Genomic DNA, 25257 nt, shown 5'->3' with positions numbered 1-25257 from the left:
ACTCGGTATTTTGCAAAATTCTGTGATCTTCAGGAAAGCGGATGAAGATTCTTAAGCGAAATATCAAGGATCGGTGCGGAATGTGTTAATGCACCACTTGATACATAGTCTACACCAACATCCCTGATCTTTGCAATATTTTCTTTTGTAACATTTCCGGAACATTCTGTTTTCGCTCTTCCGTCAATGAGCTTTACTGCTTCTTTCATCATCTCCGGAGTCATATTGTCAAGCATGATGATATCAGCTCCAGCCTCAACAGCTTCTTTTACCTGAGCAAGAGTTTCCACCTCAACTTCGATCTTGCGGACAAAAGGAGCGTACTCCTGCGCCATTTTTACAGCATTCGCAACGCTTCCTGCTGCTCCGATGTGATTGTCTTTCAGAAGGACTCCATCTGAAAGATTATATCTGTGGTTCTGTCCGCCACCTACACGAACTGCATATTTCTCAAAAATACGCATATTCGGCGTTGTTTTTCTGGTATCCAGCAAAGTGATCCCTGTTCCCTCAAGAAGAGACGCAACCGAATGTGTGTAAGTTGCGATCCCGCTCATTCTCTGAAGATAATTCAGTGCCACACGCTCGCCGGAAAGAAGCACGCGGATATCTCCTGTAACTTTTCCCATTTTCTGACCTTTTTTTACTTCATCGCCGTCCTTACAGAACAGTTCCACTTTTGTGTCAGCATCCAGAAGCGTAAATACACGGCTGAAGATTTCCAGTCCCGCAATGATTCCATCCTCTTTACAGATCAGATCTACCTCTCCCGGAACTGCTTCTTTCATAACAGAGTTTGTGGTAACGTCTTCGCTTGAAATATCTTCCTTTAAAGCCTCCAGGATCAGGTGATCTACCTGAAGTGTCATTGTAATTTTATTCATTTTACAATACCTTCTCTTTCTTAATTATCATAGCAGCCCCGTTCTCTGAAACAAGGCTGCTCCCGTCTTTCATAATACGGATATTTATATTGCAGGCTGCATTCACGCCGCACCTGCAGCGCTTTTCTTTTCTGCTGAGATTGCTTTGGCTGCACGTTTTGCAAATACAAGACTTTCCAGCAGGGAATTACTTGCCAGTCTGTTCGCGCCATGTACACCGTTGCAGCTGGTCTCTCCCACTGCATAAAGCTGATCCATGCTGGTCTTGCTGTCAGAATCCACCCAGATACCGCCCATGAAATAATGCTGGGCAGGAACAACAGGGATGCATTCTTTTGTCACATCATAGCCTTCTTCCAGGCATCTCTGATAAATATTCGGAAAATGGTTCAGAATCGTATCTTCATCAATATTTTCCATGGAAAGCCATACATGGTCTGTTCCTTCTTTTTTCATTTCTTCCCGGATCGCATTTGTTACTACATCTCTTGGAAGAAGTTCATTGACAAAACGCTCTTTTTTGCTGTTATAAAGCACTGCACCTTCTCCGCGGACTGATTCTGAGATCAGGAATCTGCGGCCTGGTCTCTTGGAATACAGCGTTGTCGGATGGATCTGCACATAATCCAGATGTTCCAGACGCACATTGTGTTTTTTTGCAATATCAAGAGCATCCCCTGTAAGATGCGGATAATTGGTGGAATGAGCATATCTTCCTCCGATCCCGCCGCTGGCCAGGATCGTATCCTGTGCATAAATCTCTACCGGGATCTCTCCGCCAGGCTGGATCTCTTCCTGGGTTTTCACTGCTTTTCCGGCTTCCATAGCTTCGAGACGTACCCTGTTCGCTTCTGAAGAAACTGCCTTCAGGCCTGTACATTTGCCATTTTCCACAAGAATATCCTGCATGGTAGTATATTCCAGAATTGTTACATTATCAAGCTTCAGCACCTGCTGGAGAAGCTTTTCGGAAATTTCTTTTCCTGTGATATCCTCATGATAAAGGATCCTCGGTCTGGAATGTGCACCTTCTCTTGTATAGGCAAAATCATCTCCATCCATCTTGAAATCCACGCCATATCCAACAAGGTCATTAATGATGTCCCTGGAGCCTCGGATCATAATGTCTACCGACTCTTTTCTGTTTTCGTAATGTCCTGCCTTCATGGTATCTTCAAAATAACTGTCGTAATCATTTTCATCACGGAGCACGCAGATTCCACCCTGCGCCAGGAAAGAATCACTGCTTCTCATATCCTCTTTTGTGATGATCACGATCTTTTTATCCCGCGGAAGCTTCAATGCACTGAACATACCTGCAACACCTGTTCCTACGATCACTACGTCTGTTTTAATCCTCATTGCTTTTCGCCTCTCTGTCTTGATTTCTCTTTTCAGCCAACTCAGACAAATCTTTATACAAATGTGTTTTCTTTATTTTGCCAGTTCCAGCATCCGCTCCAGCGGTCTCTTCGCGTTTTCACGTGTCTCGTCTGTTACATGGACCTCATTCTCCCCGGTTTTCAGAACGTGGAGGACTTTTTCCAGAAGTACTTTTTTCATGTTTTTGCAGACCGGTACGGTTTCTGTGAAGTAGAATTTTTTATCCGGGCAGGTAGTTTCCAGCTTGTACTGAACGCCGCATTCTGTGCAGATTATAAATTCTTTGTTGTCACTTTCCTGTGCATATTTGATGATCCCCGATGTACTTCCGATGTAATCAGCCTGTTTCAGAACTGTCTGAGGACATTCCGGATGTGCCAGAACCAGTGCATCCGGGTGCGCTTCTTTTGCTGCTTTTACTTCTTCCGGATCCATAAATTCATGGACAATACAGAAACCTTCGTTATAAATAAAGTTCTTCTCAGGAACCTGTTCTGCAATAAAATGTGCAAGATTTCTGTCCGGGATAAAAAAGATGTTTTTGTTCGGAAGCGCTTTTACGATCTTTACTGCATTTGCGGAAGTAACACATACATCAGAAAGCTCCTTCAATGCAGCTGTGGAATTAATGTAACAGACAACTGCCACATCATCATATTCCTCCCGCACCTTGCGGATGCCTTCTTCTGTTGCCATATGAGCCATCGGACAGTCTGCATCCATGGCAGGCATCAGAACAGTTTTATCCGGACTTAATATCTTCGCGCTCTCTCCCATAAATCCTACTCCACAGAACACGATCGTCTTCTCTTTCGCGCTGGCAGCGATCTTGCTGAGATAAAAGGAATCTCCTATATAGTCAGCTACATCCTGCACTTCCGGACGCACATAGTAGTGTGCAAGGATGATGGCATCTTTTTCTTTTTTTAATTTCTGGATTTCTTCTGCAACTGTCATTATCTTTCACCTTTCCTGCAGGATTTCTTTTTTTGAATTCCTGCTTTTGCTGTACTAGTCTTTATTATGCAGATGCTTCTGATCTGCTTTTTAATTATCATGCAACTTTTTTCAAAACATCTTACACATAATACCACAGTACTTTACATGTGACAAGACAGTTGTTTGATATATGTAAAGTTTTTTTATAAAGAAAGGCATCAAAAACACGGTTTCCACAATGAAACTTTCATCCTGAAAACCGTGTTTCTGCACGCGTTCATTATTTTATCAGTCTTTTTCACCGTTCTGCGTACTGTCAGCTGCTCATTTATTGCAGCTTTCTTTCTGATCTGCCGCGATCACCCGATCATTTCCCCAGCAGTTCTCTCTCAATCCTCTCTCTTGCTTCCGGTGCCTGCTTATCCATCTTTTCCGGAAAACCAAACATGGAAACGCAGGCAATGTTATCGCCGCCGGCTTTCGGTGCATCCGGTTTCAGCTGCTTGCTGGCAAAATCCATTTCTCTCAATGTTTCAAAAATACCATCAAAATCCACATCTCCCTCACCCATTGCAAGATGCTGATGCACCGTCACATCCGCTTTTCCACGGCCATTCAGCCACGGCGGATTTAAAATGTACCTGCAGTCCATGGTCTGGTTAAAGGTATCCGCAAAAAGTACATGGGTCAGTTCATCTCCCGCATATTTCAGCATGGACCGCACATCACCTTTACCCTCATCGTAGAAGAAGCCGTGAGGAGAAGAATACACATAACCAAGGTTTGGAGAACGAAACGATTTCACCATATCACAGGTCTCATTATTCAACTCACAGAAATCATAAGGATGAGACTGGATTTCCACGCGGATGCCCTCACGCTCGATCAGCGGAAGCAATTCCTCCATGGATTTAAACCACATTCCATTGCAGATTTCCTGCTGGTTCGGATCACCCGAAAGTTCTGTATTGATAACCTTCACTCCCATATCTCCGGCGATCTGGATCATCCGTTTCCAGTTTGCAACTGCAAACTGTCTCTGTTCCTCCGTCGGACCAGACCAGCGATACACCACGATAAAAGAAGAAATCTCTACACCGGTTTCCCGCAAAGCCTGTCTGTATTCCCGCTCACACTCTTTTGAAAACAGTGGATGCTTATAGAACGGATTGATTCTCGGATGCGGGGACTGTTCAATATATTTATATCCCCAGTCCGCCACCTGATGGACCATACGGTTGATATCCATCTGTTTTGCAAGAACATCTACGTCAAATGCGATCTTCATGATGCATTCCCTCCTTTTTCCTCTTCTTTATTCCGGATATAATCCAGGATCAAACCGGCCGCTCCGGCTGCACCTGTTTTGGATACATTGATCACCATATCGTAACAATGAGGATCATCTCTGCGGATTCCGGTAAACTTCTCATAGTATTCATTTCGGATCTGATCACGTTTCTTCAGTTCTCCAAGAGACTGGCCTTTATAATATTCCTGCCCCTCTTTTTCCCGGTAATCATCATCTGCATAAACGAAAAAGCTGTATGTATGCGGCTCTCCACGAAGCACATAGTTGGCACATCTTCCCAGGAATACACCTGGTCTTCTCTCAGAAAGCTCACGGATGATCCGGCTCTGCACCTCAAACATCTGAACACCTGTATAATCTGCTGCCGCACCTGCCGATGAATGTCCATACGGAGAAAACGTAAGCTCAGAGTCCTCATAATTGTAGGAATCCAGATACTGCCTTACACTTTCCAGATCTGCTTTTTCCATACCGAACTTTTCTGCCATGAGGCAGATGATCTGACGATCATAAACCTTGCAGTCCAGTGCTTTTGCAACATCCTCGGCGATCTTTCTTCCACTGCTGCCATACAATCTTCCGATCGCCACGTTGATCCGGTTTCCGAAAACTGCCGGTGACGGCATGGACTGGATCTCACCCGGCACAGAGACGCTTTCATCTCCAGCTTCTCTCTGGATCAGTTCACGCATCATTTTGTCATAAACTTTGTCCAGCTGGTAGCATGCTGCGATCACAAACATCACTACCCAGATTGCTATCGGAACATACAGATAAAATCCCTTGATCACGCGGATTGCCTCTGCAGACTGCTCTGCCGCTGTCGCCTTTGTTCCGTCAAAGTATGCCGCGGAAAGAATTCCTCCCATGATAGCAGAAGTTAGTCCTGAACCGGCTTTCTGACCCATGCTCATAGATGAAAACATCAGCCCCTCCACACGCTTGCCTGTTTTCCACTGGCCATACTCAATAGCATCGCTTGGAAGAGAATACTGCACACCATAGAAAGGTGCGATTCCGATACCTCTCATGATACAGGTTACAACACCAAGCGAAACACTGGTAATATTCATCAGGAACAGAAGCTGTCCTGCAACGCCCAGGATGCAACCGGCACAAATGAGATTTCTTTTTCCATAACGGGGAAGCACCTTCGGCAGAAGGGCAATTCCTGCCACAGTTGCCAGTTTCTCAGCTGCAGAAAGAGGCATGACGAGGTCTACATTTCCAAGTACATACTGGCAGTAATAGGTAAGATCCGTTCCGATAATGATCTGATATGCGGTATAAAAGATCATCAGCCCCAGAGCGATAAGGAAATACCTATTGGTAACGGTTGCTTTAAATGCTTCCACAAAAGGAATATCTTCCTTTTCCTGTTTCGCTGCAGAAACACGCTCTGTACAGACCATATAAGTATTCACAAGTACACCGACAGAAATGATCGCATAACCGGCAGTTACCAGAATCCAGGCCATCTGCTGATTACCGGTAACATTTGCTACGATATTGATCAGCGGCAGCGTGAACGCAGTAATGATCATACTTGCCGTGATAGACAATACCATGCGGATGTTACAGATCACATCACGCTCACGGCGGTCACGGCTCATCAGAGAGCCCAGTGCATGGAACGGCTGACTGATAGCAGTGTATACAACCGTATTCATGATATTATAGGTAACAAAAGCATAAATGATCTTTCCCATATTTCCCATTGGCGGCATAGTGAACAAAAGCACCGCTGCCAGCGCATAAGGAACCGCAAGCCTTAAAATCCAGATCCTTGCCTTTCCATATCTGGAATGAGTCCGGTCGATAATAGTTCCCATCAGCACATCGGAAAATCCATCAAAAACACGGGACAATAGCATGATCATTCCTACCGCACCTGCTGATATTCCAACAACGTTGGTATAAAAATAGATCAGCAGAGTTGTAGTCATGGTATACATCAAGGTCAGTGCCGGATCGCCAAAACAGTATGCCAGCTTTTCCGACAACGGAACCTTGATGAATTCATTCAAGTCTTTCCCCTTCTGCTTGTAATTCAACAATTCAGGGATTCCCTTACCAGCCATAGTATCTACCTCCTATCGGTTTAAGGTCGGACCTTTCTGAATGAATTATCCGAAATATTTCTGTACAAAATCTCTGGTGACTTCTGCAGCTTTTTTCACGTTGTCCTCATGGCTCATCGCGTAGTACTCCGGACGGAACTCTTCGATAGTGCAAACGCCGTCAAAGCCGATCTCCTTCAGTGCAGCTGCGATTCCTGCATGATCCACAACACCCTCACCCGGCCACAGTCTCTTGTCGTCTCCGCAGGAGCCAAGCGGAAGATCCTCACAGTCATTTAAATGGTATGCAAAAATCTTCTTTCCATCCGCAGCTCTCAGGTCCTCAAGGCGGGAGCACATCTCATGGAAATGGAAGGTGTCCACAGTAACGCCTACATTATCTCTGTCTACTGCTTTTACCACATCATAGGCTGTTCCAAACTGGTTGATGGAGCAGTTCGGTGCACCGCAGAACTCCAGAGAAATTTTCATGTCTGCGCCAACCTTATCGGAAAGATAACGAAGACGTGCAACTGCTTCTTCTTTGATCTCACTGACAGATTTGTCTTTTACGTCGAAGCTCGGAACTGTGATCAGCATTTTCATTCCGATCGCTTTGGAAACCTGCAGGATAAAATCAACCTCTTCGTCGATTTCTTTTTCCCCTGCCTCATCTCTCTGGTTAAAGAAGATCAGAGTGTTATATGCCCATGGTTTCAGATGATGGTTCTTAAACCAGTCTGCAAGCTCTTCCAGTGTATGCTCTTTGAGATAATCCTTTACGCAGTCAAAACGGATCTCAATATAATCAAAGCCATATTTCTCACACATCTCCAGGTCTGCCATAAGAGACTGTCCTTTGCATTCCAGTGCAGTTGCTTCATTAAATCCTAATCTCATCTTCAATATCCTCCATATATTCTTACTTTTCAGCCAATTTTTCTGATCAATCTCACCGGCAGGTTTTCCGCCGCAGTTTCAACAAAGCCGAAGCGGAATCGGAGCCTGCCGGTAACTGCCGCCGCAGACTCATTGGGGAAGCCTGCAGCAATAAGTTGGTATGATAACTCACACTTGATGAGGGGGAGCTCGTAAAATATATTTATTTATAAAATTCCGGCTTCTCAACTGCTGTAACGATCTTCTCGATCTGTCCGGTTTCCTGCGCTTTTACAAGAGCATCTGCAGTGATCGCTGCCAGGTATCCATCCCATGCATTCGGTCCTGTGATCACTCCTGCCTCTGCGTTATCAACCCAATCCTGAACCTCTTTATCATAAGCGTCTTTAAATCTTACGAAGCAGTCTGTGTCAATAGCAGTGGACACTGCCGCATTCTTGCGGATAGACGGGTAAGCCGGCTGTGCCATTTTGAGTGCACCATCCTCGCATACAACTTCACAATTGATATCATATCCGAACTTGCAGTTTACAAATACTTCTACATCAATGCATACACCTTTTTTAGTACGAAGCATCATAATCTGCGGATCTTTCAGCTCAGAGTGGGAATATTTCGTCACTCTTGGCATTACTACCTGTGCTGATTCATACTCATCATCTACAAGCCAGTGAAGAACATCGATCTCATGGATTGCGGTATCGTGCACAGCCATTGGTGTGTTGTAATTGGTACCTACCTCCGGATTTCTGTGTGTACAGTGAAGGATCAGCGGCTCGCCGTACTCTCCTGTTGCAAGTGCTTCCTTGATCTGCTGGTATCCCTTGTCATAGCGTCTCATAAATCCAAGCTGGATGAGGTGTTTGCCGGCTGCCTCCTCTGCCTTTACTACTTTCAGGCAGTCCTCAGCAGTTGTACATAATGGTTTCTCACAGAAAATCCTCTTACCGGCCTCAATTGCCTGAAGAAGAGAATCTACATGTGCGAAGCCCGGAGATACGATAAATACTGCATCTACGTTCTCTGCATTGATGAGCTCCTTACTGTCTGCATAGACTTTTGCTCCGCAGATCTCGGCTGCTTTCCTGGCACTTTCCTCAAATACATCGGAAACAGCTACTACTTCTGCTCCCTGGATCTTCTCTGTCAGTCTTCTGATATGATCTCTTCCCATTCCGCCGCATCCGATAACTCCTACTCTTAACATTTTAAATTCCTCCGTTCATTTTTTTATTTTTTATTGTTTTCTGTTTTTGTGTTCTTTTTGATGATGTTATATTATCATTTTGTGCACGTGAACGCAATATCTTTTTTGTACAAAATTTCCATTTTGTTTTTATGCGATTTTCACCATTTGTTACTTTATTCACATATTTTGTTTGTTTTACAGTGTTTTTTCGGCATTTGCTCATATTTTCGAATCTATAAAATGACTTACTATGTTATTACGAACGTTGATCATATGGCATTTTATCATGTGCACCAGAACGCAATATTTCATTTCCCCTATAGCCTAGTAGAGTTTATGTAGAATATTGTTGTATTTCAACACATAAAGAGTTATACTTATATGTAGTTTTATTTAAAATACACAACTGTACTTTTCATATTTTATTTAGCCGAACTATAAGGATCAAAGCTTCTCTCAGAAATCCCTGAAACGCATAATACAGGAATGAAGTATCCGGAAATACAGGAAGCTTCCTTAATCCAGATCAATGGGGTATCCGCATCTGAAGCAGCAAACTTCCCTGATTCGGTTAAATTCATACGAAAAACACAGCAGAAAGGACTTATCCCTATGAGCGACTATAATTTAGAGACTAAATGTATCCACTCCGGCTATACCCCATCCAAAGGCGAGCCCTGTGCACTTCCTGTCTATCAGAGTACCACTTACAAATATGACACCACCGACGAAATGGGCCAGTTATTTGATCTGAAGGCAGACGGATATTTTTACACCCGTCTCCAGAACCCGACCAACGATGCCGTAGCCGCAAAGATCGCAGATCTGGAAGGCGGTGTTGCTGCAATCCTGACTTCTTCCGGACAGGCAGCCAACTTCTACGCAGTTTTTAATATCTGTGAGGCAGGCGATCACGTTGTTGCCGCTTCTACCATTTACGGAGGAACCTTCAACCTTCTTGCCGTCACCTTCAAGAAACTTGGCATTGACTGCACCTTTGTTGATACCGATGCAACAGAAGAAGAGATCGCTGCCGCATTTAAACCGAACACAAAGGTTCTCTTTGCAGAAACCATCGCCAATCCGGCTCTGGTCGTCCTGGACATCGAGAAATTTGCACACGTTGCACACCAGAACGGCGTGCCTCTTATTGTGGATAACACCTTTGCCACACCGGTAAACTGCCGTCCCTTCGAGTGGGGTGCAGATATCGTTACCCACTCCACCACCAAATATATGGACGGACATGCCGTTCAGGTAGGCGGCGCCATTGTCGACAGCGGTAACTTCGACTGGGATGCCTACGGCCATAAATATCACGGCCTGACAGAGCCGGATGAATCCTATCACGGCGTCATCTATACAAAGCAGTTCGGAAAAAAAGCTTACATCACTAAGGCTACTTCCCAGCTGATGCGTGATCTGGGTTCTATTCCGTCTCCGATGAACTGCTTCCTTCTAAACCTCGGTCTGGAAACGCTTCCGCTGCGTGTTGAACGCCATTGCTCCAACGCCCAGAAGATTGCAGAATACCTGAACGCACACGAAAAGGTTTCTCATGTAAATTACGCAGGACTTCCGGAGGATAAATATCACGCACTGGCTCAGAAATATATGAAGGATGGTCGTACCTGCGGCGTTATCTCCTTTGAACTGACCGGCGGCCGTGATGCAGCAGTCCGTTTTATGGATAGTCTGAAGCTTGCCACCATCGCAACTCACGTTGCCGCTTCCATCACTATGGTCCTTCACCCAGCCAGCCATACCCACCGTCAGATGAACGATGAGCAGTTGGTTGAAGCAGGAGTTTCTCCAGGAATGATCCGTCTTTCCATTGGTATCGAAAATGTGGATGATATTATCAAAGATCTGGAACAGGCACTGAAAAATGCATAAATAACCAATTCAAAAAAGAAGGATACATCTGCTCATGCATGATGTGTCCTTCCTTTTTATGATATATTTTCTCCGAATCTCAATTATGGCATTTCCGCAAATTACCTTCATCCTGTTCTGAGCGGCTTTCTTCTGGCGCATAAATTCCAAAAAAAATGTTAGCCACGTGTTCACTATTACTGTTTTTCCGCACTTTTTAAGAATATTTTGTTCTATTTTTCTCCAGGCACAAAGAAAGGCGCAAACCCTTGAGTTTGCGCCTTTTCCTATGCTTTTCAGCCTATGTGTTTTAGAACTTTCCAGCGTCAGCAGCTTCCTGTACGGAAACAGCTACAGCAACTGTCATACCAACCATCGGGTTGTTTCCAGCGCCGATAAGACCCATCATCTCTACGTGAGCCGGTACGGAAGAAGATCCTGCGAACTGAGCGTCAGAATGCATACGTCCAAGTGTATCAGTCATACCGTAGGAAGCAGGACCTGCTGCCATGTTGTCCGGATGAAGTGTACGTCCTGTACCACCACCGGAAGCAACGGAGAAGTATTTTTTACCTTTCTCGTTGCACTCTTTTTTGTATGTTCCTGCTACCGGATGCTGGAAACGAGTCGGGTTTGTGGAGTTTCCTGTGATAGAAACATCAACGCCCTCTTTCCACATGATAGCAACACCTTCCGGAACGCTGTTAGCGCCGTAGCAGTTAACTTTTGCACGAAGACCCTCGGAATAGGATTTACGGAATACTTCTTTAACCTCGTTCTTATATGGATCATACTCTGTCTCTACATATGTAAAGCCATTGATACGGGAGATGATCTGAGCAGCGTCTTTTCCAAGACCGTTCAGGATAACACGAAGAGGTTTTTTACGAACTTTGTTCGCTTTCTCAGCGATACCGATCGCACCCTCAGCTGCTGCGAAAGACTCATGTCCTGCAAGGAAACAGAAGCAGTCTGTCTCTTCCTCAAGGAGCATCTTTCCAAGGTTTCCGTGTCCAAGACCTACTTTACGTGTGTCTGCAACGGATCCCGGGATACAGAAAGCCTGAAGGCCTTCTCCGATAGCTGCAGCTGCATCAGCGGCTCTTCTGCAGCCTTTTTTGATTGCGATTGCAGCACCTACTGTGTAAGCCCAGCAAGCGTTCTCGAAGCAGATCGGCTGAATGCCTTTGATCTGATCGTAAACGTTCAGTCCTGCGTCTTTAGTGATTTTCTCAGCTTCTTCGATAGAAGCGATTCCATAGCTGTTTAAAACAGAATTGATCTTGTCAATTCGTCTCTCATATGATTCAAATAAAGCCATTTCCTGTAACCTCCTGATATTTTTACCTTACGAAGTGTAATTACTCTTTTCTTGGGTCGATGATCTTAACAGCATCTGCAACACGGCCGTACTGACCTTTTGCTTTCTCCCATGCTGTGTTCGGGTCATCACCTTTCTTAATGAAGTCAGTCATTTTTCCAAGGCTTACGAACTGATATCCGATGATCTCATCGTTCTCGTCAAGAGCGATACCTGTAACATAACCCTCAGCCATCTCAAGGTAACGAGGTCCTTTTTTCAGAGTTCCATACATTGTACCAACCTGAGAACGAAGTCCTTTTCCAAGGTCCTCAAGACCAGCTCCTACTGCAAGTCCGTCCTCGGAGAATGCAGACTGGGAACGTCCGTAAACGATCTGAAGGAAAAGCTCTCTCATAGCTGTATTGATTGCATCACATACAAGGTCTGTGTTCAGTGCCTCCATAACAGTAAGTCCCGGAAGGATCTCAGAAGCCATAGCTGCAGAATGAGTCATTCCTGAACATCCGATTGTCTCAACAAGTGCCTCCTGGATGATTCCCTCTTTAACGTTAAGGGAAAGCTTACATGCACCCTGCTGCGGAGCACACCAGCCAACACCGTGTGTAAATCCGGAGATATCCTTTACTTCTTTTGCCTGAACCCATTTTGCTTCTTCCGGGATCGGAGCGGCACCATGATGTACGCCCTGTGCCACTGGACACATTTCTTCTACTTCGCGTGAATAAATCATTTTAAAACTCCTTTCAAGTATAGATTGACCGATGTTATTGAGAAAAAAAGTTCTATAACACCCTACGGCTATTTTCTCACAAAACCTTTGTTTCGTCCAGTCATATTTGATAAAATTTTGCCATAAAACGCATAATATTGGTAGTTATTCCGGCAGCATTGCATGCCCAACTGTCAAATATTTCTGGCAACTACCGTATGTATGTGATAATATATTAGCAAGTTCGACCCGGGAGGTATATTTTTCATGAATGCATCTGTGGATTATGTTTTTCCAGAAAAATACCGTATTCTCAGCGGAAGCGCTCTGAAGATGATCGCGGTCATCACCATGCTGATCGATCATATCGGAGCTGTGCTGCTCAGTATGTATCAGCCCGCACAGAAAATCCTGTTTACGCTTTTCGGCAGAGAATATAACGTATATCTTATTTTCCGTGATATCGGCAGGGCTGCTTTTCCCATCTTCTGTTTTCTCCTGCTGGAAGGCTTCCGGCATACACGGAGCCGGTTCCGCTATGGAAGAAATCTTCTTTTTTTTGCACTGCTCTCAGAAATTCCGTGGAATCTGATGTTTACAAATACGCTGCGTTACGAAAGACAAAATGTGTTTTTCACGCTTTTTCTCGGATATCTGGCCTTTTGTGCCATCGAATATTTCCTGACCAGACCTTCGATGCAGCTTCTCTGCATCCTGGGACTGCTTGTTGTTTCCATTTTTCTGAAAGCAGACTATGGATGGCGGGGCTATATCTTCCTGCTGATCATGTACTATATGCGAAACGATAAACCAGGCCAGGCAATCCTCGGGAGCTGCTGGCTTTACTATGAATGGAGGGCCGCTTTTGCCTTTCTGTCCATTAACCTGTACAATGGAAAAAGAGGCTTCATCCGCGGAAAATCAGCAAAATATTTCTTCTACTGGTTTTACCCAGTCCATATTATGGGACTGGTCATACTCCGACAGCTTTTGTTTTTATCTTAATCCCGCCCTCTCCCTGTCGGTTCAGCCTTCCACAACCAATACCGTTGCATCCATCACCCCATCAAAAAAGGCTGCACTCTCTCAAAAGTGCAGCCTAAATGCATGTCCGGAAAAATCTGTTTCTTATTTTTTCTTTACGATCTCTTTTGCATTTTTATAAATGGAATCTGCAGGAACACATCCACGTACCGGTGACAGCGGGTAAATATTGGAATTCCGTCCGATCACAGTACCTGGATTCAACACAGAACCACATCCGACTTCAACATGATCTCCGAGCATCGCTCCGAATTTCTTAAGACCGGTTTCGATCTTTTCATCCCCGTCTTTTACGACAACCAGTTTCTTGTCTGATTTTACATTGGAACAGATCGATCCGGCACCCATGTGGGACTTATATCCCAGCACAGCATCTCCAACATAATTATAATGAGGAACCTGAACCTTGTTAAACAGCACTGCATTCTTAAGCTCTGTGGAATTTCCCACAACTGCGCCCTCACCAACGATAGCCTTGCCGCGGATAAATGCACAGTGGCGCACCTCGGCGTCTCTGCCAATGATAGCCGGTCCGGTGATACTTGCAGTCGGCGCAACTGTAGCGGATCTTGCGATCCATACATTTTCGCCTTTCTCCTCATATTCAGAAGGATCCAGTGTTTTTCCAAGCTTAATGATGAAATCTCCGATTTCCGGAAGAACCTCCCACGGATAGGTTTTTCCCTCAAAAAGTTCTGCTGCAATGGTCTCATTCAGATCCAGCATATTGCTGATAGTAAAATCTTTCATCATGATGATCTCTTTCCTCCCTGTCCGGAAGCTCGCTCCGGCTTCCTGTAGTTTACAGCGGCCGCATCAAAAAACTGCCGCAGGTTATACTGATAATTGCTTGCCTCCACCTGCCGGGTACGTACCCGCACAAAATGCTCCAGCTTGTCCATATATTCCTGTTCCGTGATGCTGCCCTCTGCCACATAAGTGAGTCCCTTTTCCCAGCTTGCCGTAAGCTCCGGGTTCAGAAGCTGCCGGATAGAACAATTTACCACATCAAAGATCATTTCCCCAAGAAGCGTCGGAGTGATCACCTGGGTCTTTTTGTTCAGTGCCAGATATTTAATATTAAAAAGCTTCTTCAGGATCTCGGCACGGGTAGCACTGGTGCCGATCCCGCTTCCCTTGATCTGGGCTCGAAGCTCCTCATCCTCGATCAGCTGTCCTGCATTTTCCATGGCAAGGATCATGGAACCGGAATTGTATCGTTTGGGCGGTGAAGTCTCACCCTCCTTGATACTCAAACCGTTCACAGGAAGTATATCACCCTTTTTCAGCTTCTGCAACGCCTCCAGGAGCACAGTATCACAGGAAGCCTCGTCTTCCTCTCCATTTCCGTTTTTCTCACTGTCTGAAGCCCTTTTCCGTGAAAAAGAATTGGTGGCTATCTTCAGATAGCCTTCTTCTTTGAGAACCTTAAAGGATGAAAAGAATGCCTCGCCGTCCAGCTTCGTCACAAGACTCACCTTCTGATAAACGGCCGGCGGATAAAAAATACACAAAAATCTCCGTACAATGATCTCGTACACACGCTGTGCAGTAAGAGACACACTTCCCAGCGCATTCAATCCCTGACCGGTAGGAATGATCGCATAATGGTCTGTGATCTGCTTGTCATTCACATATCTGGTCTTTGCAATACTTTTCCAGGATTCCATCCCCAGAACCTCTGCCGCCGCAGCACCGGCCTGCTGATAATTTCGAAGACCGGATATATTCTTGTATATCTCCTTGGCCACTGCCGTGGAAAGAACTCTGGCGTCTGTTCTCGGATAAGTCACCAGCTTCTTCTCATAAAGCTCCTGTACGATCCGGAGCGTCTCGTCCGGACTGATCTTAAACAGCTTTGAGCACACATTCTGAAGCTCCGCCAGGTTAAAAAGAAGCGGCGGATTTTTGTTTTCTTTTTTTCGTTCCACCTTTTCCACAATACAGGAAAGGGGCTGGTTCACCATCAGCTGATCGATCAGCATCTGTGCATGCTCTTTTTTCCTGAAGCCGTTTTCTTTATAAAGATACGGAGACTGGAAATACCGGCTGCCTTCCACAGCTCTCCATTCACCGTCAAAATTTTCGCCTGCAAGTCCAATGCTGCTAAGGACGCGGTAAAACGGTGTCTTTACAAAGACACGGATCTCCCGTTCTCTCCGCACCACCATGCCAAGAACACAGGTCATCACACGCCCAACTGCAATAGCCTGATATTTGGAATGGAGATAATTGGTGACACTGCTTCCGTAGCGCAAGGTCAGAACTCTGGAAAAATTGATTCCCATAAGATAATCTTCCTTTGCGCGGAGATACGCAGACGCTGCCAGATTATCATACTCCGAGATATCCTTCGCTTCACGGATCCCCCTTAAGATCTCTTCCTCTGTCTGGGAATCGATCCACACACGTTTCTGGACTTTTCCCCTTACTCCTGCCATCTGAGCTACCAGACGGTAAATATATTCACCCTCACGTCCAGAGTCGGTACACACATAAATGGTATCCACATCCGGCCGGTTCAGCAGTCCTTTTACGATCTCGAACTGCTTTTTGACCCCGGGGATCACTTCATATTTAAATTCGCGCGGCAAAAAAGGCAGGGTATCAAAACTCCACCTTTTAAACTTGATATCATATTTTTCGGGATAGCTCATGGTAACCAGGTGTCCTACACACCAGGTTACCACAGAATCATCAGATTCCAGATATCCGTCTTTTCTCTGACCGTTGATCTTCAAAGCCTTCGCAAATTCCTGTGCCACGCTGGGCTTCTCCGCTATGTATAAAGCCTTTGCCATACTATTTATCTGCACTCATCTTTCTAAGCGGCCATGCCAGAAGCACAGCTCCGCCAACTATATTTCCCAGTGTTACGATCACCATGCTTTTAAGCATAGCGCCGACAGACAATCCTGGCACCATACAGAATGCAACTGTAAAAATACCCATATTTGCAATACAATGCTCAAATCCGCTGACAACGAAACCTGAAATACAGATCACGATCATCAGGAACTTGCCTGACTCACTCTTCAGCTTAATGCCGCAGAGAACAGCAAGACAGACGAAGAAATTACAAAGTACCGCACGGAAAAACATCTGTCCTGCCGGAATACTCAGTTTTCCGTTTATAAATCCGGCAAAATAATCTGCTGTACCGGACGCTCCGGCACCTGCAAAAATCAGCGCCAGGATCAGGCATCCCACAAAATTGCCGATGTAACTGATTCCCCAGACCTTTCCAACATCTTTCCATGATACGCTCTTGTCATACGCACCAAAAGCCATTACCAGATTGTTACCGGTAAACAGCTCTCCTCCTACCATTACGATCAGCAGGACCGCAATGGAGAACACGATGGCTCCAAGGAATTTCCCCCATTCCGGGAATGTCTTGGAAAATACATTTCCAACAACGTTACTGTAGATCATCGCCACATCAATAAAAAATCCGGCCATGATCGCCCGCATAAAGTATTTTCCGAAATTGCTGTTCAGTAAGTTTATCTTACCCTTCGCAGCGGTTGACAGTTTCTCTACATCCTCCCTGTTCATAAATAGCACCTCCACATATTTTTAGCAAGCGTGGCACTTTGTTGCTGCTTCTTTGTTCACAGCAACACGCTTTCCGGAAATCTGCTTGTTATATTGTAACACTTTACCAATTATTTAACAATAAAAATGCGAAAATTTTCAAAAATTTCTGTTTTGTTACATACAACAAACAATATCCTTTTTATACCAGAACACGGTAGATGCCATCCCAGGCCAGTTCCTTTTTTTTCAGGAATTTTTCTGTTTCCTCCTCTGATTGCTCCACGCATTTCCATGCCAGTCCGCACTGGGCACTGATCTCTGAAGGGATCGGGATCAGTCTTCCTGAAAATTCAGATTCCCTGGCCGTTTTTTCCATTTTCATGGCAGCCGTGGTTGTGGAAAATGTCACAACTGTAGTAATTACTTTTCTGCGCATATCTCCTTTGTTCCTTCCACACACGCAAAAACAGGACACCGGAAAAACCGATATCCCGTTTCTGATGATTTTCTTTATTTCCTGTAAAGGATCCAGTTCTTATTTAGCCTGGATATATCCTTTCGCTTTCAGAGTTTCTGCACAGAGAACTGCTCCGCCTGCGGCACCTCTTACTGTGTTATGGGAAAGTCCGATGAACTTGTAATCATAAACAGTATCCTCACGAAGACGTCCTACAGATACTCCCATTCCATTCTCATAGTTCACATCCATCTGTACCTGCGGACGGTTGTCTTCCTCAAGATACTGGATGAACTGCTTCGGAGCGCTTGGAAGCTCAAGCTCCTGCGGAAGTCCCTTAAACTCAACCAGCTTCTGGATCAGCTGCTCTTTGGTAGGTTTCTTGCGGAATTTAACGAATACAGCTGCTGTATGTCCGTTGAGGACCGGAACACGTACACACTGGCATGTGATGACAGGTGTGGTAGCCGGAACGATCACGCCGTCCTCGATCTTGCCCCAGAGTCTTAATGGCTCCTTCTCACTCTTCTCTTCCTCACCACCGATGTAAGGAATGATGTTGTGCTCCATCTCCGGCCAGTCCTTGAATGTTTTTCCTGCTCCGGAAATAGCCTGGTATGTAGTGGCAACTACTTCATACGGCTCGAACTCTTTCCATGCGGTAAGTACCGGAGCGTAGCTCTGGATAGAGCAGTTCGGTTTAACAGCTACGAAGCCGCGTTTTGTTCCGAGACGTTTCTTCTGGAATTCGATAACCTCGAAGTGCTCCGGATTGATTTCCGGAACTACCATCGGAACGTCCGGTGTCCAGCGGTGTGCGCTGTTGTTGGACACAACCGGTGTCTCTGTCTTTGCATATTCTTCCTCGATCGCCTTGATCTCATCCTTAGTCATATCAACTGCTGAAAATACAAAGTCAACAGTAGCTGCAACCTTCTCAACCTCGTGGATATCCATAACAACCAGCTTCTTTACTGCCTCCGGCATCGGAGTATCCATTTTCCATCTGCCGCCTACAGCCTCCTCGTAGGTCTTACCTGCGCTTCTCGGGCTTGCAGCTACAGTAACCACCTCAAACCACGGGTGATTCTCCAGAAGAGAAATGAATCTCTGACCAACCATTCCAGTTGCACCTAAAATACCGACTTTAAGCTTTTCACTCATAATAAAACTCTCCTCATCTCGTGTCCCTCTATGGCACACATTTGTCTTTTCTGTAAATACTATACCAATTTTTCCGAAAATGCAAGCATTATCTTAATTTTTTTCAAGATATTCTTTATTCTGAGCGATCACCTGCTCCATCACGTCCGGTCCCGGCGCTCCCAAAGTCACACGTTTTTCCACGCAGGTCTTCATACTGATGGCCTCATAAATATCCTCCTCAAACACAGGACTGATTTCTTTGTACTCGGAAAGCGGAAGCTCATCCAGAGAGATTCCCTTATCCAGACAGAGAAGGACCAGTCTTCCGACGATGCCGTGAGCATCACGGAACGGTACACCGTGGTTAACCAGATAGTCTGCTGCGTCTGTGGCGTTTGTAAAGCCTCTTTTTGCACTTGCCTCCATATTGGCTTTGTTGAACTGCATAGTGGAAACCATGCCGGTAAACAGGGCGATACAGCCCTTTACGGTGTCAATGGCATCAAAGGTCAGCTCCTTGTCTTCCTGCATATCTTTGTTGTATGCAAGCGGGATTCCCTTCATGGTTGTAAGAATAGATGTCAGCGCTCCGTAAACACGGCCTGTTTTTCCACGGACAAGCTCTGCGATATCCGGATTCTTCTTCTGCGGCATGATACTGCTGCCTGTGCTGTATGCGTCATCGATCTCAACGAAACGGTACTCATTGGAATTCCACAGAATGATCTCCTCTGAAAAACGGCTCAGATGCATCATGATCGTAGAGAATGCACTGAGAAGCTCAATGACATAATCTCTGTCAGATACGGAATCCATACTGTTTCTGGTTGGTGCATCAAAGCCGAGAAGTTCTGCAGTATAGGCACGATCCAGCGGATAAGTGGTTCCTGCCAGTGCTCCCGCTCCAAGCGGACAGGTATTCATTCTCTTACGGATATCAAAAAGTCTGTCACGGTCTCTGCGGAACATCTCAAAATATGCGCCTACATGGTGTGCCAGAGTTACCGGCTGTGCCTTCTGAAGGTGAGTAAATCCCGGCATGTAGGTGTGAACATTCTCTTCCATGATCTTCTGCAGGGCAAGAAGAAGGTCCTTCAGTTCCTTATCTGTCTCATCGATCTCGTCGCGGACATAAAGCTTCATATCCAGAGCTACCTGGTCATTACGGCTTCTCCCTGTATGAAGCTTCTTTCCGGCATCTCCGATACGATCGATCAGATTCGCCTCCACGAAGCTGTGGATATCCTCATACTCCGCTGTGATCTCCAGCTTTCCTGCTTCCACGTCTGCAAGGATACCGTCCAGTCCTTCTGTGATCTGCTTCTTTTCTTCTTCTGTCAGGATCCCCTGCTTCGCAAGCATGGCAACATGTGCCTTACTTCCGCGGATATCCTGTCTGTAAAATTTCTGATCAAAGGAAATGGATGCGTTAAAATTGTAAACCAGCTTGTCCGTTTCTTTTGTGAAACGGCCTCCCCATAACTGTGCCATATTAATTCTTCCTCACTTTTCTTTTTTGCGGCAGAACTATCTTCTCCGGACATACATGAGATCCGTCTCCCGGACGTCTGCACTTTTCTGTGTTAGTGTAACATATTTTTATAAAAATGCAAAGTTTTTCATAATTATACGTTTGCTGCCTTCAGCCGTTGTTACTGTTCACTCGATTCTCAGTAACCAGCCGTTCTCTGTCCATGGCTTCTTTCTTTGAAAATACACAGCCGCAGTAATTCTGCCGGTACAGAGCATGCTCATGAGACAGTTCAATAGAACGCTTGTAGCCATTCTTTTTCTTGAAATCTGAAGTCAGATGTGGCACTTTATAGATTTCTGCCAGCTCCTCGCCAATCTCATTGATCTTCTGTGCATTTTTCAGCGGACTGATACTTAAGGTTGTGGTGAAATAATCATATCCGCCCTCCTTCGCCAGCTTTGCCGCCTCTTCCATCCGCAGGCGGTAACACCGAAAGCACCGTTCTCCTCCTTCCGGAACATCTTCCAGGCCTTTTGCCATTTCATAAAATTCCTTCGGGTCATACCGACCCTCCATAAGCGTTACCGGATGGACAAATTCCATCTCCCCGATCAGGCGGCGGATCTCAGCCACACGGTGTGAATATTCCTCCACCGGTGCGATATTGGGATTATAAAAAAATATCGTGATCTCAAAATACTGCGACAGATATTCCATCACATAGCTGCTGCATGGCGCACAGCAGGCATGCAGAAAAAGTCTGGGGGTTTTCCCTTCTTTCTGGTTTCTTTCAATCAGTTTATCCAGTTCTTTCTGGTAATTTCTCTTGTTCAATGTTTGTAATTCCTTTCTCTATGACTGTTTTCAGGCAGACATCAAAGTATGCATCTCTGCCATTGGCCTTCTCATGTTTCAGACATATGATAATATTATACCATTATCTACGAAAAGGAGGCAACATCCATGAATCCTGTCCTGAAAGTGCGGGACGTGTGTCTCTCCTATCACACATTGTCCGGTGAGACACCCGCCCTTTCTCATATATCCTTTGATCTGATGCCCGGTGAATTCCTGTCCATTGTAGGACCTTCCGGATGCGGAAAATCCACTCTTCTGAATCTCATTGCCGGCCTGCTCACTCCGGAACACGGTTCCATTACTCTGGGAAACCGTCCGGTATCCTCCGGCAGTGCCGCTGTAGGATATATGCTCCAGAAGGATCATCTTCTGGAATGGCGGAGCATCTACAAAAACATCCTTCTCGGCCTGGAGATCCGGAAAGAGCTCACACCTGAAAAACTGGCACATGCAGAAGCCCTTCTTCAGACCTACGGTCTGGACCGTTTCCGTGATGCCCGCCCTTCCCAGCTTTCCGGCGGAATGCGCCAACGTGCCGCTCTGATCCGGACCCTGGTGCTGGAACCGGAGCTCCTTCTTCTGGACGAACCATTTTCCGCTCTGGATTACCAGACACGCTTAAATGTCAGTGATGATATCGGAAAAATCCTCAAAAGCTCCGGCAAGCCTGCGATCCTGGTCACTCATGACATCTCCGAAGCCATCAGTATGGCCGACCGGGTACTGATCCTTTCTGCACGTCCTGCCACTGTACGAAAGATCATTGATATCGATCTGGATATCAGCGACCGCACTCCCCTCTCCTCCAGAAATGCTCCGGATTTTAAAAAATATTTTAACATCATATGGAAGGAGCTCAATGAAAATGCCTGAAATTTCCAGACAGCAGAAACAATATCTTGCACGGCAGAAAAAAGAAAAACACATTATCCTGGCTGCACGGACACTTCTTTTTGTTCTGTTTATGGGACTTTGGGAAATATCCTCTGATCTTGGATGGATCGATTCCTTTATCTTCAGCAGTCCTTCCCTGATCGCAGAGACCTTTCTTTCCATGTGCAGGGATCAGTCCCTGTTTGCACATATTGCCGTGACACTGGCAGAAACTCTTGTCAGTTTCTTTTTTGTTGTGATCCTGGGTGTAGGAACCGCAGTACTTCTCTGGTGCTCCCGACGGATCGCACGGATCCTGGAGCCATGTCTGGTGGTACTGAACAGTCTCCCGAAATCTGCACTGGCCCCTCTTCTGATCGTATGGCTTGGTGCCAACGAACGTACCATTGTGGTCGCCGGCATGTCTGTAGCCATCTTCGGCTCCGTTATCAATCTGTACTCAGGCTTCTGCCAGGCAGATCCGGAAAAGCTGAAGCTGATCGAAACTCTGGGGGGACACAAAAAGGAAAAGCTTCTGAAGATCGTCCTGCCCTCCTCCGTTCCTCTTATCCTGAGTGTGATGAAGGTCAACATCGGGCTTTGCCTGGTGGGCGTGATCATCGGAGAATTTATCGGTGCCCGAAAAGGCCTGGGATACCTGATCATTTACGGAAGCCAGACATTCAGGCTTACATGGGTCCTGATGTCCATTGTGATCCTCTGCATCATTGCCATGCTGCTGTATTTTGCACTTTATCTTATTGAAAAGCAGGTTCGGAAGCATTAGCTGTAAAAAGGGCGTGTAAAAATGATCTCTCATTTTTTACACGCCCCTTTTGCTCTTATAACCTCTGTTTCAAAGTTTTCCCACGGCAAAGGCCGTGCATAATAAAAACCCTGGATCTCATCGCAGTTCAGGCTTCGCAGGATCTCCACCTGTTTTGCTTTCTCCACGCCCTCGGCAAGAACCTTCATTCCCAGGCTGTGTGCCAGCGAAATGGTATGACGGATCACCTGCTGCCCACGAAAATTCTCTATGTAATCGATCAGACTTTTATCCAGCTTCAGAGTATCGAATGGCAACTGGGTCAAGCTTGTCATAGATGAATAGCCGGAGCCAAAATCATCCATATGAAGCTTGAATCCTGCATCCACCATCTCCTCTATGCGTTTACTGATCTGATCATTATACAACGCAGCAGTTTCTGTCAATTCAATGGGAACAGAAGAAAACGGAATGCCATTTTCTTCCACGATCTTCACATAACGACAGATCATATTATCGTAATGGATACTGGCACGTGACAGATTCACCGAAATCGGAAGTATCTTTTTCCCTAATCTTATACGTTCCCCCTGAATGCTGCATACCTTTCGGAAAACATATTCATCAAGGCGTACGATCAGACCGTCCTTCTCAAAAAGAGGGATAAATTCTCCCGGCGAAACTATAGTCCCTTCCGCTCTCTTCCAGCGCACCAGTGCCTCCGCCCCAACGATCTCTTCTGTCTCCACACTGTATTTCGGCTGCAGGTAGACTACGAATTCTTCATTGCGTATAGCCTCTTCGAAAGCATTCTCCATCTGTCCGTTACGGATATGTCTCCGTCTCATCTCATCATCATAAAAAGCGATCTGGTGCTCATAGTCATCCCGGATACTCTTCATGGCCAGAAAAGCCCTATCACAGATCAGGGTAAAAGGCAGTGTCTTATCCACATTCTCATAGACCCCATAGTTGACCACCAGATTAGGAATCGGTGCTCCACTCTCGACCCTGTGGATAAATTTCTCCATATCTGCCATACGGATCTCTTTCTTTCCATATATGATGGCTACAAACTGGTCTCCTCCATATCTGCCCACCGTCCCGTAGCGAACCTGATTTCTGTACGTATCTCCCAGATAGGTAAGAACCTGATCACCGGTCTTCTCTCCATAGGTTCCGTTAATCCATTTAAAGTTCTTTATATCTGCCACCACCACATGAAAATCCTGATTCGTATTAAAGCGCATCAGCGTCTTTGCATGATGGAAAAAGGCCTGTCTGGTATAAAGCCTGTCTGGTATAAAGCCCTGTAAGATCATCATATTCCAGAGCTGAGAGGACCATCACGGACTCTCTCAGCTTGATCACATTGTTGATCTTACTTTTTAATATGCGGACATTATACGGTTTCCGTACAAAATCCACTGCTCCCAGTTCCAGACATCGCACCTCATCCTCCAACCGGTTACTTCCGGTTATGATGATCACAGGTACAGAGGTCAGCATCACATCATCACGGATCAGCTCCAAAAACTGAAATTCATCACATACCGGCACACTCATATCAAGAAGAATTGCAGAAATGGTTCTGTAATTCTCAGACAGACACTTCATCCCCTCTGCTTCATTCATCGCAGGGATAACCTCAAAACTGCCCTCCAGATGTTCTGTAAGCGCTTTCCGATCCGTTTCGTCATTCGCTACAATAAGAAGTTTTCTTCCGGATGCTGTTCCTCCTGGTTCCAGTATGGCCTCCATCTCACTGTACCGTACATCCATATCCTCATTGGCAAAAGCAAACACCACGGCCTGAAAATCCTCAGCCGTTCCTACCCTGGCACATTTCACATAGAAATATTCAATCTTCCCGTTGCTTCGGCGTACACGATAATGTACCATCAACTGAGGAATCCTGGTAAGGCGTTGGCATATCTTCTCAAAATCCATCATCTGATGCATCCGGATCCTGTCCTCTGCCGCAACACTGCTCTCAATATAAATATCCATGATCTTCTCATAGGGTTCATCCCTGCGAAGTCCCTCTTCCACATAAGCTCCGCTCTGTCCCTGGAAGCGGCACACCTGGACCTTATGAGTCTCTCTGTCAACAGAATAGATATTGATAAAATTTTTTCCGAGAACATTAATGATCCCCATAAGAAGCGGATTCTCCATCATTCCGCTGCTGATCTCATCATTAGTCTCTGTATCCGAAAAGACAAGGGCATGTCCTGTCCCGCCGGATTCCAGCGGAATCTCCACAGCATCAACCGAACGCAGGATATTCTGCCCCGGTTCCAGATAGTTTTTCGGACCTTTGACCCCGTTAATGATCGGACAGACCTCACAGGGAGTTTCTCTGTTTCTCAGACAGCGATAGCATTTCTCGCCACTTCTCAGCTGCGGATAGATCTCACGTGCTGCCTGGTTATAGCTGACAATCTTATAATCCTCATCTATGACATACATTCCTGATGTATTTTTCCCCACGATCATCACCTCCGGATTCGTAAATTTCTCA

Annotated in this window: 22 protein-coding genes; 4 read left to right on the top strand and 18 right to left on the bottom strand. The window is 45.7% G+C overall.

Annotation, left to right across the window (positions count from 1 at the left end; genetic code table 11):
- Positions 1-29: 29 nt before the first annotated feature.
- From nadC to DWX61_RS11275, 7 genes are all read right to left on the bottom strand, one after another.
- A complete protein-coding gene (nadC, locus tag DWX61_RS11305; RefSeq protein WP_118625355.1) occupies positions 30-884 on the bottom strand; it encodes a carboxylating nicotinate-nucleotide diphosphorylase in 855 nt (284 codons plus the stop codon).
- Positions 885-986: 102 nt separating this feature from the next.
- Positions 987-2246, bottom strand: coding sequence for an FAD-binding protein (locus DWX61_RS11300; protein WP_118625353.1), 1260 nt, complete (start codon positions 2244-2246; stop codon positions 987-989).
- A gap of 72 nt (positions 2247-2318) precedes the next feature.
- Complete coding sequence (gene nadA / locus DWX61_RS11295; RefSeq protein WP_118625351.1) at positions 2319-3224, bottom strand: quinolinate synthase NadA; 906 nt, start codon at positions 3222-3224, stop codon at positions 2319-2321.
- Between the two features lie 349 nt (positions 3225-3573).
- A complete protein-coding gene (locus DWX61_RS11290) occupies positions 3574-4494 on the bottom strand; it encodes a sugar phosphate isomerase/epimerase family protein (protein ID WP_118625349.1) in 921 nt (306 codons plus the stop codon).
- On the bottom strand, positions 4491-6599 hold the full coding sequence (locus DWX61_RS11285; protein ID WP_118625347.1) for a cytidylate kinase family protein: 2109 nt from the start codon (positions 6597-6599) through the stop codon (positions 4491-4493). The genes DWX61_RS11290 and DWX61_RS11285 overlap by 4 nt, the downstream gene beginning before the upstream one ends.
- 45 nt (positions 6600-6644) lie before the next feature.
- The gene (locus DWX61_RS11280; RefSeq protein WP_118625345.1) at positions 6645-7478 is read right to left on the bottom strand and encodes a sugar phosphate isomerase/epimerase family protein; all 834 of its coding nucleotides are present in this window, start codon (positions 7476-7478) and stop codon (positions 6645-6647) included.
- Positions 7479-7680: 202 nt separating this feature from the next.
- Positions 7681-8685, bottom strand: a complete 1005-nt coding sequence (locus DWX61_RS11275) for a Gfo/Idh/MocA family protein (protein ID WP_118625343.1) — start codon at positions 8683-8685, stop codon at positions 7681-7683.
- Positions 8686-9279: 594 nt separating this feature from the next.
- On the opposite strand from DWX61_RS11275, the gene DWX61_RS11270 reads away from it, so the two are divergent.
- Positions 9280-10563, top strand: a complete 1284-nt coding sequence (locus DWX61_RS11270) for an O-acetylhomoserine aminocarboxypropyltransferase/cysteine synthase family protein (protein WP_118625431.1) — start codon at positions 9280-9282, stop codon at positions 10561-10563.
- 289 nt (positions 10564-10852) lie between these two features.
- Here the strand turns inward: DWX61_RS11270 and DWX61_RS11265 are convergent, their stop codons facing one another.
- Positions 10853-11863: a GGGtGRT protein gene (locus DWX61_RS11265; RefSeq protein WP_015525727.1), complete on the bottom strand. Its 1011-nt coding sequence runs from the start codon at positions 11861-11863 to the stop codon at positions 10853-10855.
- 40 nt (positions 11864-11903) lie between these two features.
- Positions 11904-12596, bottom strand: a complete 693-nt coding sequence (locus DWX61_RS11260; RefSeq protein WP_015525726.1) for an iron-sulfur cluster assembly scaffold protein — start codon at positions 12594-12596, stop codon at positions 11904-11906.
- Positions 12597-12842: 246 nt separating this feature from the next.
- Between DWX61_RS11260 and DWX61_RS11255 the strand changes: the two genes are divergently transcribed.
- A complete protein-coding gene (locus tag DWX61_RS11255) occupies positions 12843-13580 on the top strand; it encodes a TraX family protein (protein WP_118514902.1) in 738 nt (245 codons plus the stop codon).
- Positions 13581-13703: 123 nt separating this feature from the next.
- On the opposite strand, the gene DWX61_RS11250 is transcribed toward DWX61_RS11255, so the two are convergent.
- The 7 genes from DWX61_RS11250 to DWX61_RS11220 form a co-directional block, all read right to left on the bottom strand.
- Positions 13704-14372 (bottom strand): LbetaH domain-containing protein, encoded by a 669-nt coding sequence (locus DWX61_RS11250; RefSeq protein ID WP_021651109.1) that lies wholly within the window; start codon positions 14370-14372, stop codon positions 13704-13706.
- Complete coding sequence (locus DWX61_RS11245) at positions 14369-16420, bottom strand: DNA topoisomerase (RefSeq protein ID WP_118625341.1); 2052 nt, start codon at positions 16418-16420, stop codon at positions 14369-14371. Before DWX61_RS11245 ends, DWX61_RS11250 begins: the two co-directional genes overlap by 4 nt.
- A 1-nt stretch (position 16421) precedes the next feature.
- Positions 16422-17177, bottom strand: a complete 756-nt coding sequence (locus tag DWX61_RS11240; protein ID WP_059086310.1) for a formate/nitrite transporter family protein — start codon at positions 17175-17177, stop codon at positions 16422-16424.
- Positions 17178-17358: 181 nt separating this feature from the next.
- Complete coding sequence (locus DWX61_RS11235) at positions 17359-17595, bottom strand: putative Se/S carrier protein (protein WP_118514906.1); 237 nt, start codon at positions 17593-17595, stop codon at positions 17359-17361.
- Between the two features lie 99 nt (positions 17596-17694).
- Positions 17695-18780, bottom strand: a complete 1086-nt coding sequence (gene asd / locus DWX61_RS11230; protein ID WP_015525720.1) for an aspartate-semialdehyde dehydrogenase — start codon at positions 18778-18780, stop codon at positions 17695-17697.
- 93 nt (positions 18781-18873) lie between these two features.
- On the bottom strand, positions 18874-20253 hold the full coding sequence (gene argH / locus DWX61_RS11225; protein ID WP_118514908.1) for an argininosuccinate lyase: 1380 nt from the start codon (positions 20251-20253) through the stop codon (positions 18874-18876).
- A gap of 151 nt (positions 20254-20404) precedes the next feature.
- Positions 20405-21070, bottom strand: a complete 666-nt coding sequence (locus DWX61_RS11220; RefSeq protein WP_092069260.1) for an epoxyqueuosine reductase QueH — start codon at positions 21068-21070, stop codon at positions 20405-20407.
- Between the two features lie 129 nt (positions 21071-21199).
- On the opposite strand from DWX61_RS11220, the gene DWX61_RS11215 reads away from it, so the two are divergent.
- Positions 21200-21967: an ABC transporter ATP-binding protein gene (locus DWX61_RS11215; protein ID WP_044961273.1), complete on the top strand. Its 768-nt coding sequence runs from the start codon at positions 21200-21202 to the stop codon at positions 21965-21967.
- On the top strand, positions 21954-22754 hold the full coding sequence (locus tag DWX61_RS11210) for an ABC transporter permease subunit (RefSeq protein ID WP_330604111.1): 801 nt from the start codon (positions 21954-21956) through the stop codon (positions 22752-22754). Before DWX61_RS11215 ends, DWX61_RS11210 begins: the two co-directional genes overlap by 14 nt.
- Before the next feature lie 29 nt (positions 22755-22783).
- Here DWX61_RS11210 and DWX61_RS11205 read toward each other — a convergent pair whose 3' ends face one another.
- Together DWX61_RS11205 and DWX61_RS11200 are read right to left on the bottom strand one after the other, a co-directional pair.
- Positions 22784-24058: a putative bifunctional diguanylate cyclase/phosphodiesterase gene (locus DWX61_RS11205; RefSeq protein ID WP_118625337.1), complete on the bottom strand. Its 1275-nt coding sequence runs from the start codon at positions 24056-24058 to the stop codon at positions 22784-22786.
- On the bottom strand, positions 23973-25226 hold the full coding sequence (locus DWX61_RS11200; RefSeq protein ID WP_182433986.1) for a response regulator: 1254 nt from the start codon (positions 25224-25226) through the stop codon (positions 23973-23975). The genes DWX61_RS11205 and DWX61_RS11200 overlap by 86 nt, the downstream gene beginning before the upstream one ends.
- Positions 25227-25257 lie beyond the last annotated feature (31 nt).

Origin of the sequence: Ruminococcus sp. AF20-12LB (assembly GCF_003478985.1) — a bacterium.
In the GTDB taxonomy this organism is placed as follows: Bacteria; Bacillota; Clostridia; order Lachnospirales; family Lachnospiraceae; genus Blautia_A.
This window is presented reverse-complemented; position numbering and strand designations above follow the sequence as displayed.

Coding starts and splice junctions, on each gene's coding strand:
- nadC (WP_118625355.1), bottom strand. CDS start 884: ATGAATAAAATTACAATGACACTTCAGGTAGATCACCTGATCCTGGAG.
- DWX61_RS11300 (WP_118625353.1), bottom strand. CDS start 2,246: ATGAGGATTAAAACAGACGTAGTGATCGTAGGAACAGGTGTTGCAGGT.
- nadA (WP_118625351.1), bottom strand. CDS start 3,224: ATGACAGTTGCAGAAGAAATCCAGAAATTAAAAAAAGAAAAAGATGCC.
- DWX61_RS11290 (WP_118625349.1), bottom strand. CDS start 4,494: ATGAAGATCGCATTTGACGTAGATGTTCTTGCAAAACAGATGGATATC.
- DWX61_RS11285 (WP_118625347.1), bottom strand. CDS start 6,599: ATGGCTGGTAAGGGAATCCCTGAATTGTTGAATTACAAGCAGAAGGGG.
- DWX61_RS11280 (WP_118625345.1), bottom strand. CDS start 7,478: ATGAGATTAGGATTTAATGAAGCAACTGCACTGGAATGCAAAGGACAG.
- DWX61_RS11275 (WP_118625343.1), bottom strand. CDS start 8,685: ATGTTAAGAGTAGGAGTTATCGGATGCGGCGGAATGGGAAGAGATCAT.
- DWX61_RS11270 (WP_118625431.1), top strand. CDS start 9,280: ATGAGCGACTATAATTTAGAGACTAAATGTATCCACTCCGGCTATACC.
- DWX61_RS11265 (WP_015525727.1), bottom strand. CDS start 11,863: ATGGCTTTATTTGAATCATATGAGAGACGAATTGACAAGATCAATTCT.
- DWX61_RS11260 (WP_015525726.1), bottom strand. CDS start 12,596: ATGATTTATTCACGCGAAGTAGAAGAAATGTGTCCAGTGGCACAGGGC.
- DWX61_RS11255 (WP_118514902.1), top strand. CDS start 12,843: ATGAATGCATCTGTGGATTATGTTTTTCCAGAAAAATACCGTATTCTC.
- DWX61_RS11250 (WP_021651109.1), bottom strand. CDS start 14,372: ATGATGAAAGATTTTACTATCAGCAATATGCTGGATCTGAATGAGACC.
- DWX61_RS11245 (WP_118625341.1), bottom strand. CDS start 16,420: ATGGCAAAGGCTTTATACATAGCGGAGAAGCCCAGCGTGGCACAGGAA.
- DWX61_RS11240 (WP_059086310.1), bottom strand. CDS start 17,177: ATGAACAGGGAGGATGTAGAGAAACTGTCAACCGCTGCGAAGGGTAAG.
- DWX61_RS11235 (WP_118514906.1), bottom strand. CDS start 17,595: ATGCGCAGAAAAGTAATTACTACAGTTGTGACATTTTCCACAACCACG.
- asd (WP_015525720.1), bottom strand. CDS start 18,780: ATGAGTGAAAAGCTTAAAGTCGGTATTTTAGGTGCAACTGGAATGGTT.
- argH (WP_118514908.1), bottom strand. CDS start 20,253: ATGGCACAGTTATGGGGAGGCCGTTTCACAAAAGAAACGGACAAGCTG.
- DWX61_RS11215 (WP_044961273.1), top strand. CDS start 21,200: ATGAATCCTGTCCTGAAAGTGCGGGACGTGTGTCTCTCCTATCACACA.
- DWX61_RS11210 (WP_330604111.1), top strand. CDS start 21,954: ATGAAAATGCCTGAAATTTCCAGACAGCAGAAACAATATCTTGCACGG.
- DWX61_RS11205 (WP_118625337.1), bottom strand. CDS start 24,058: ATGATGATCTTACAGGGCTTTATACCAGACAGGCTTTATACCAGACAG.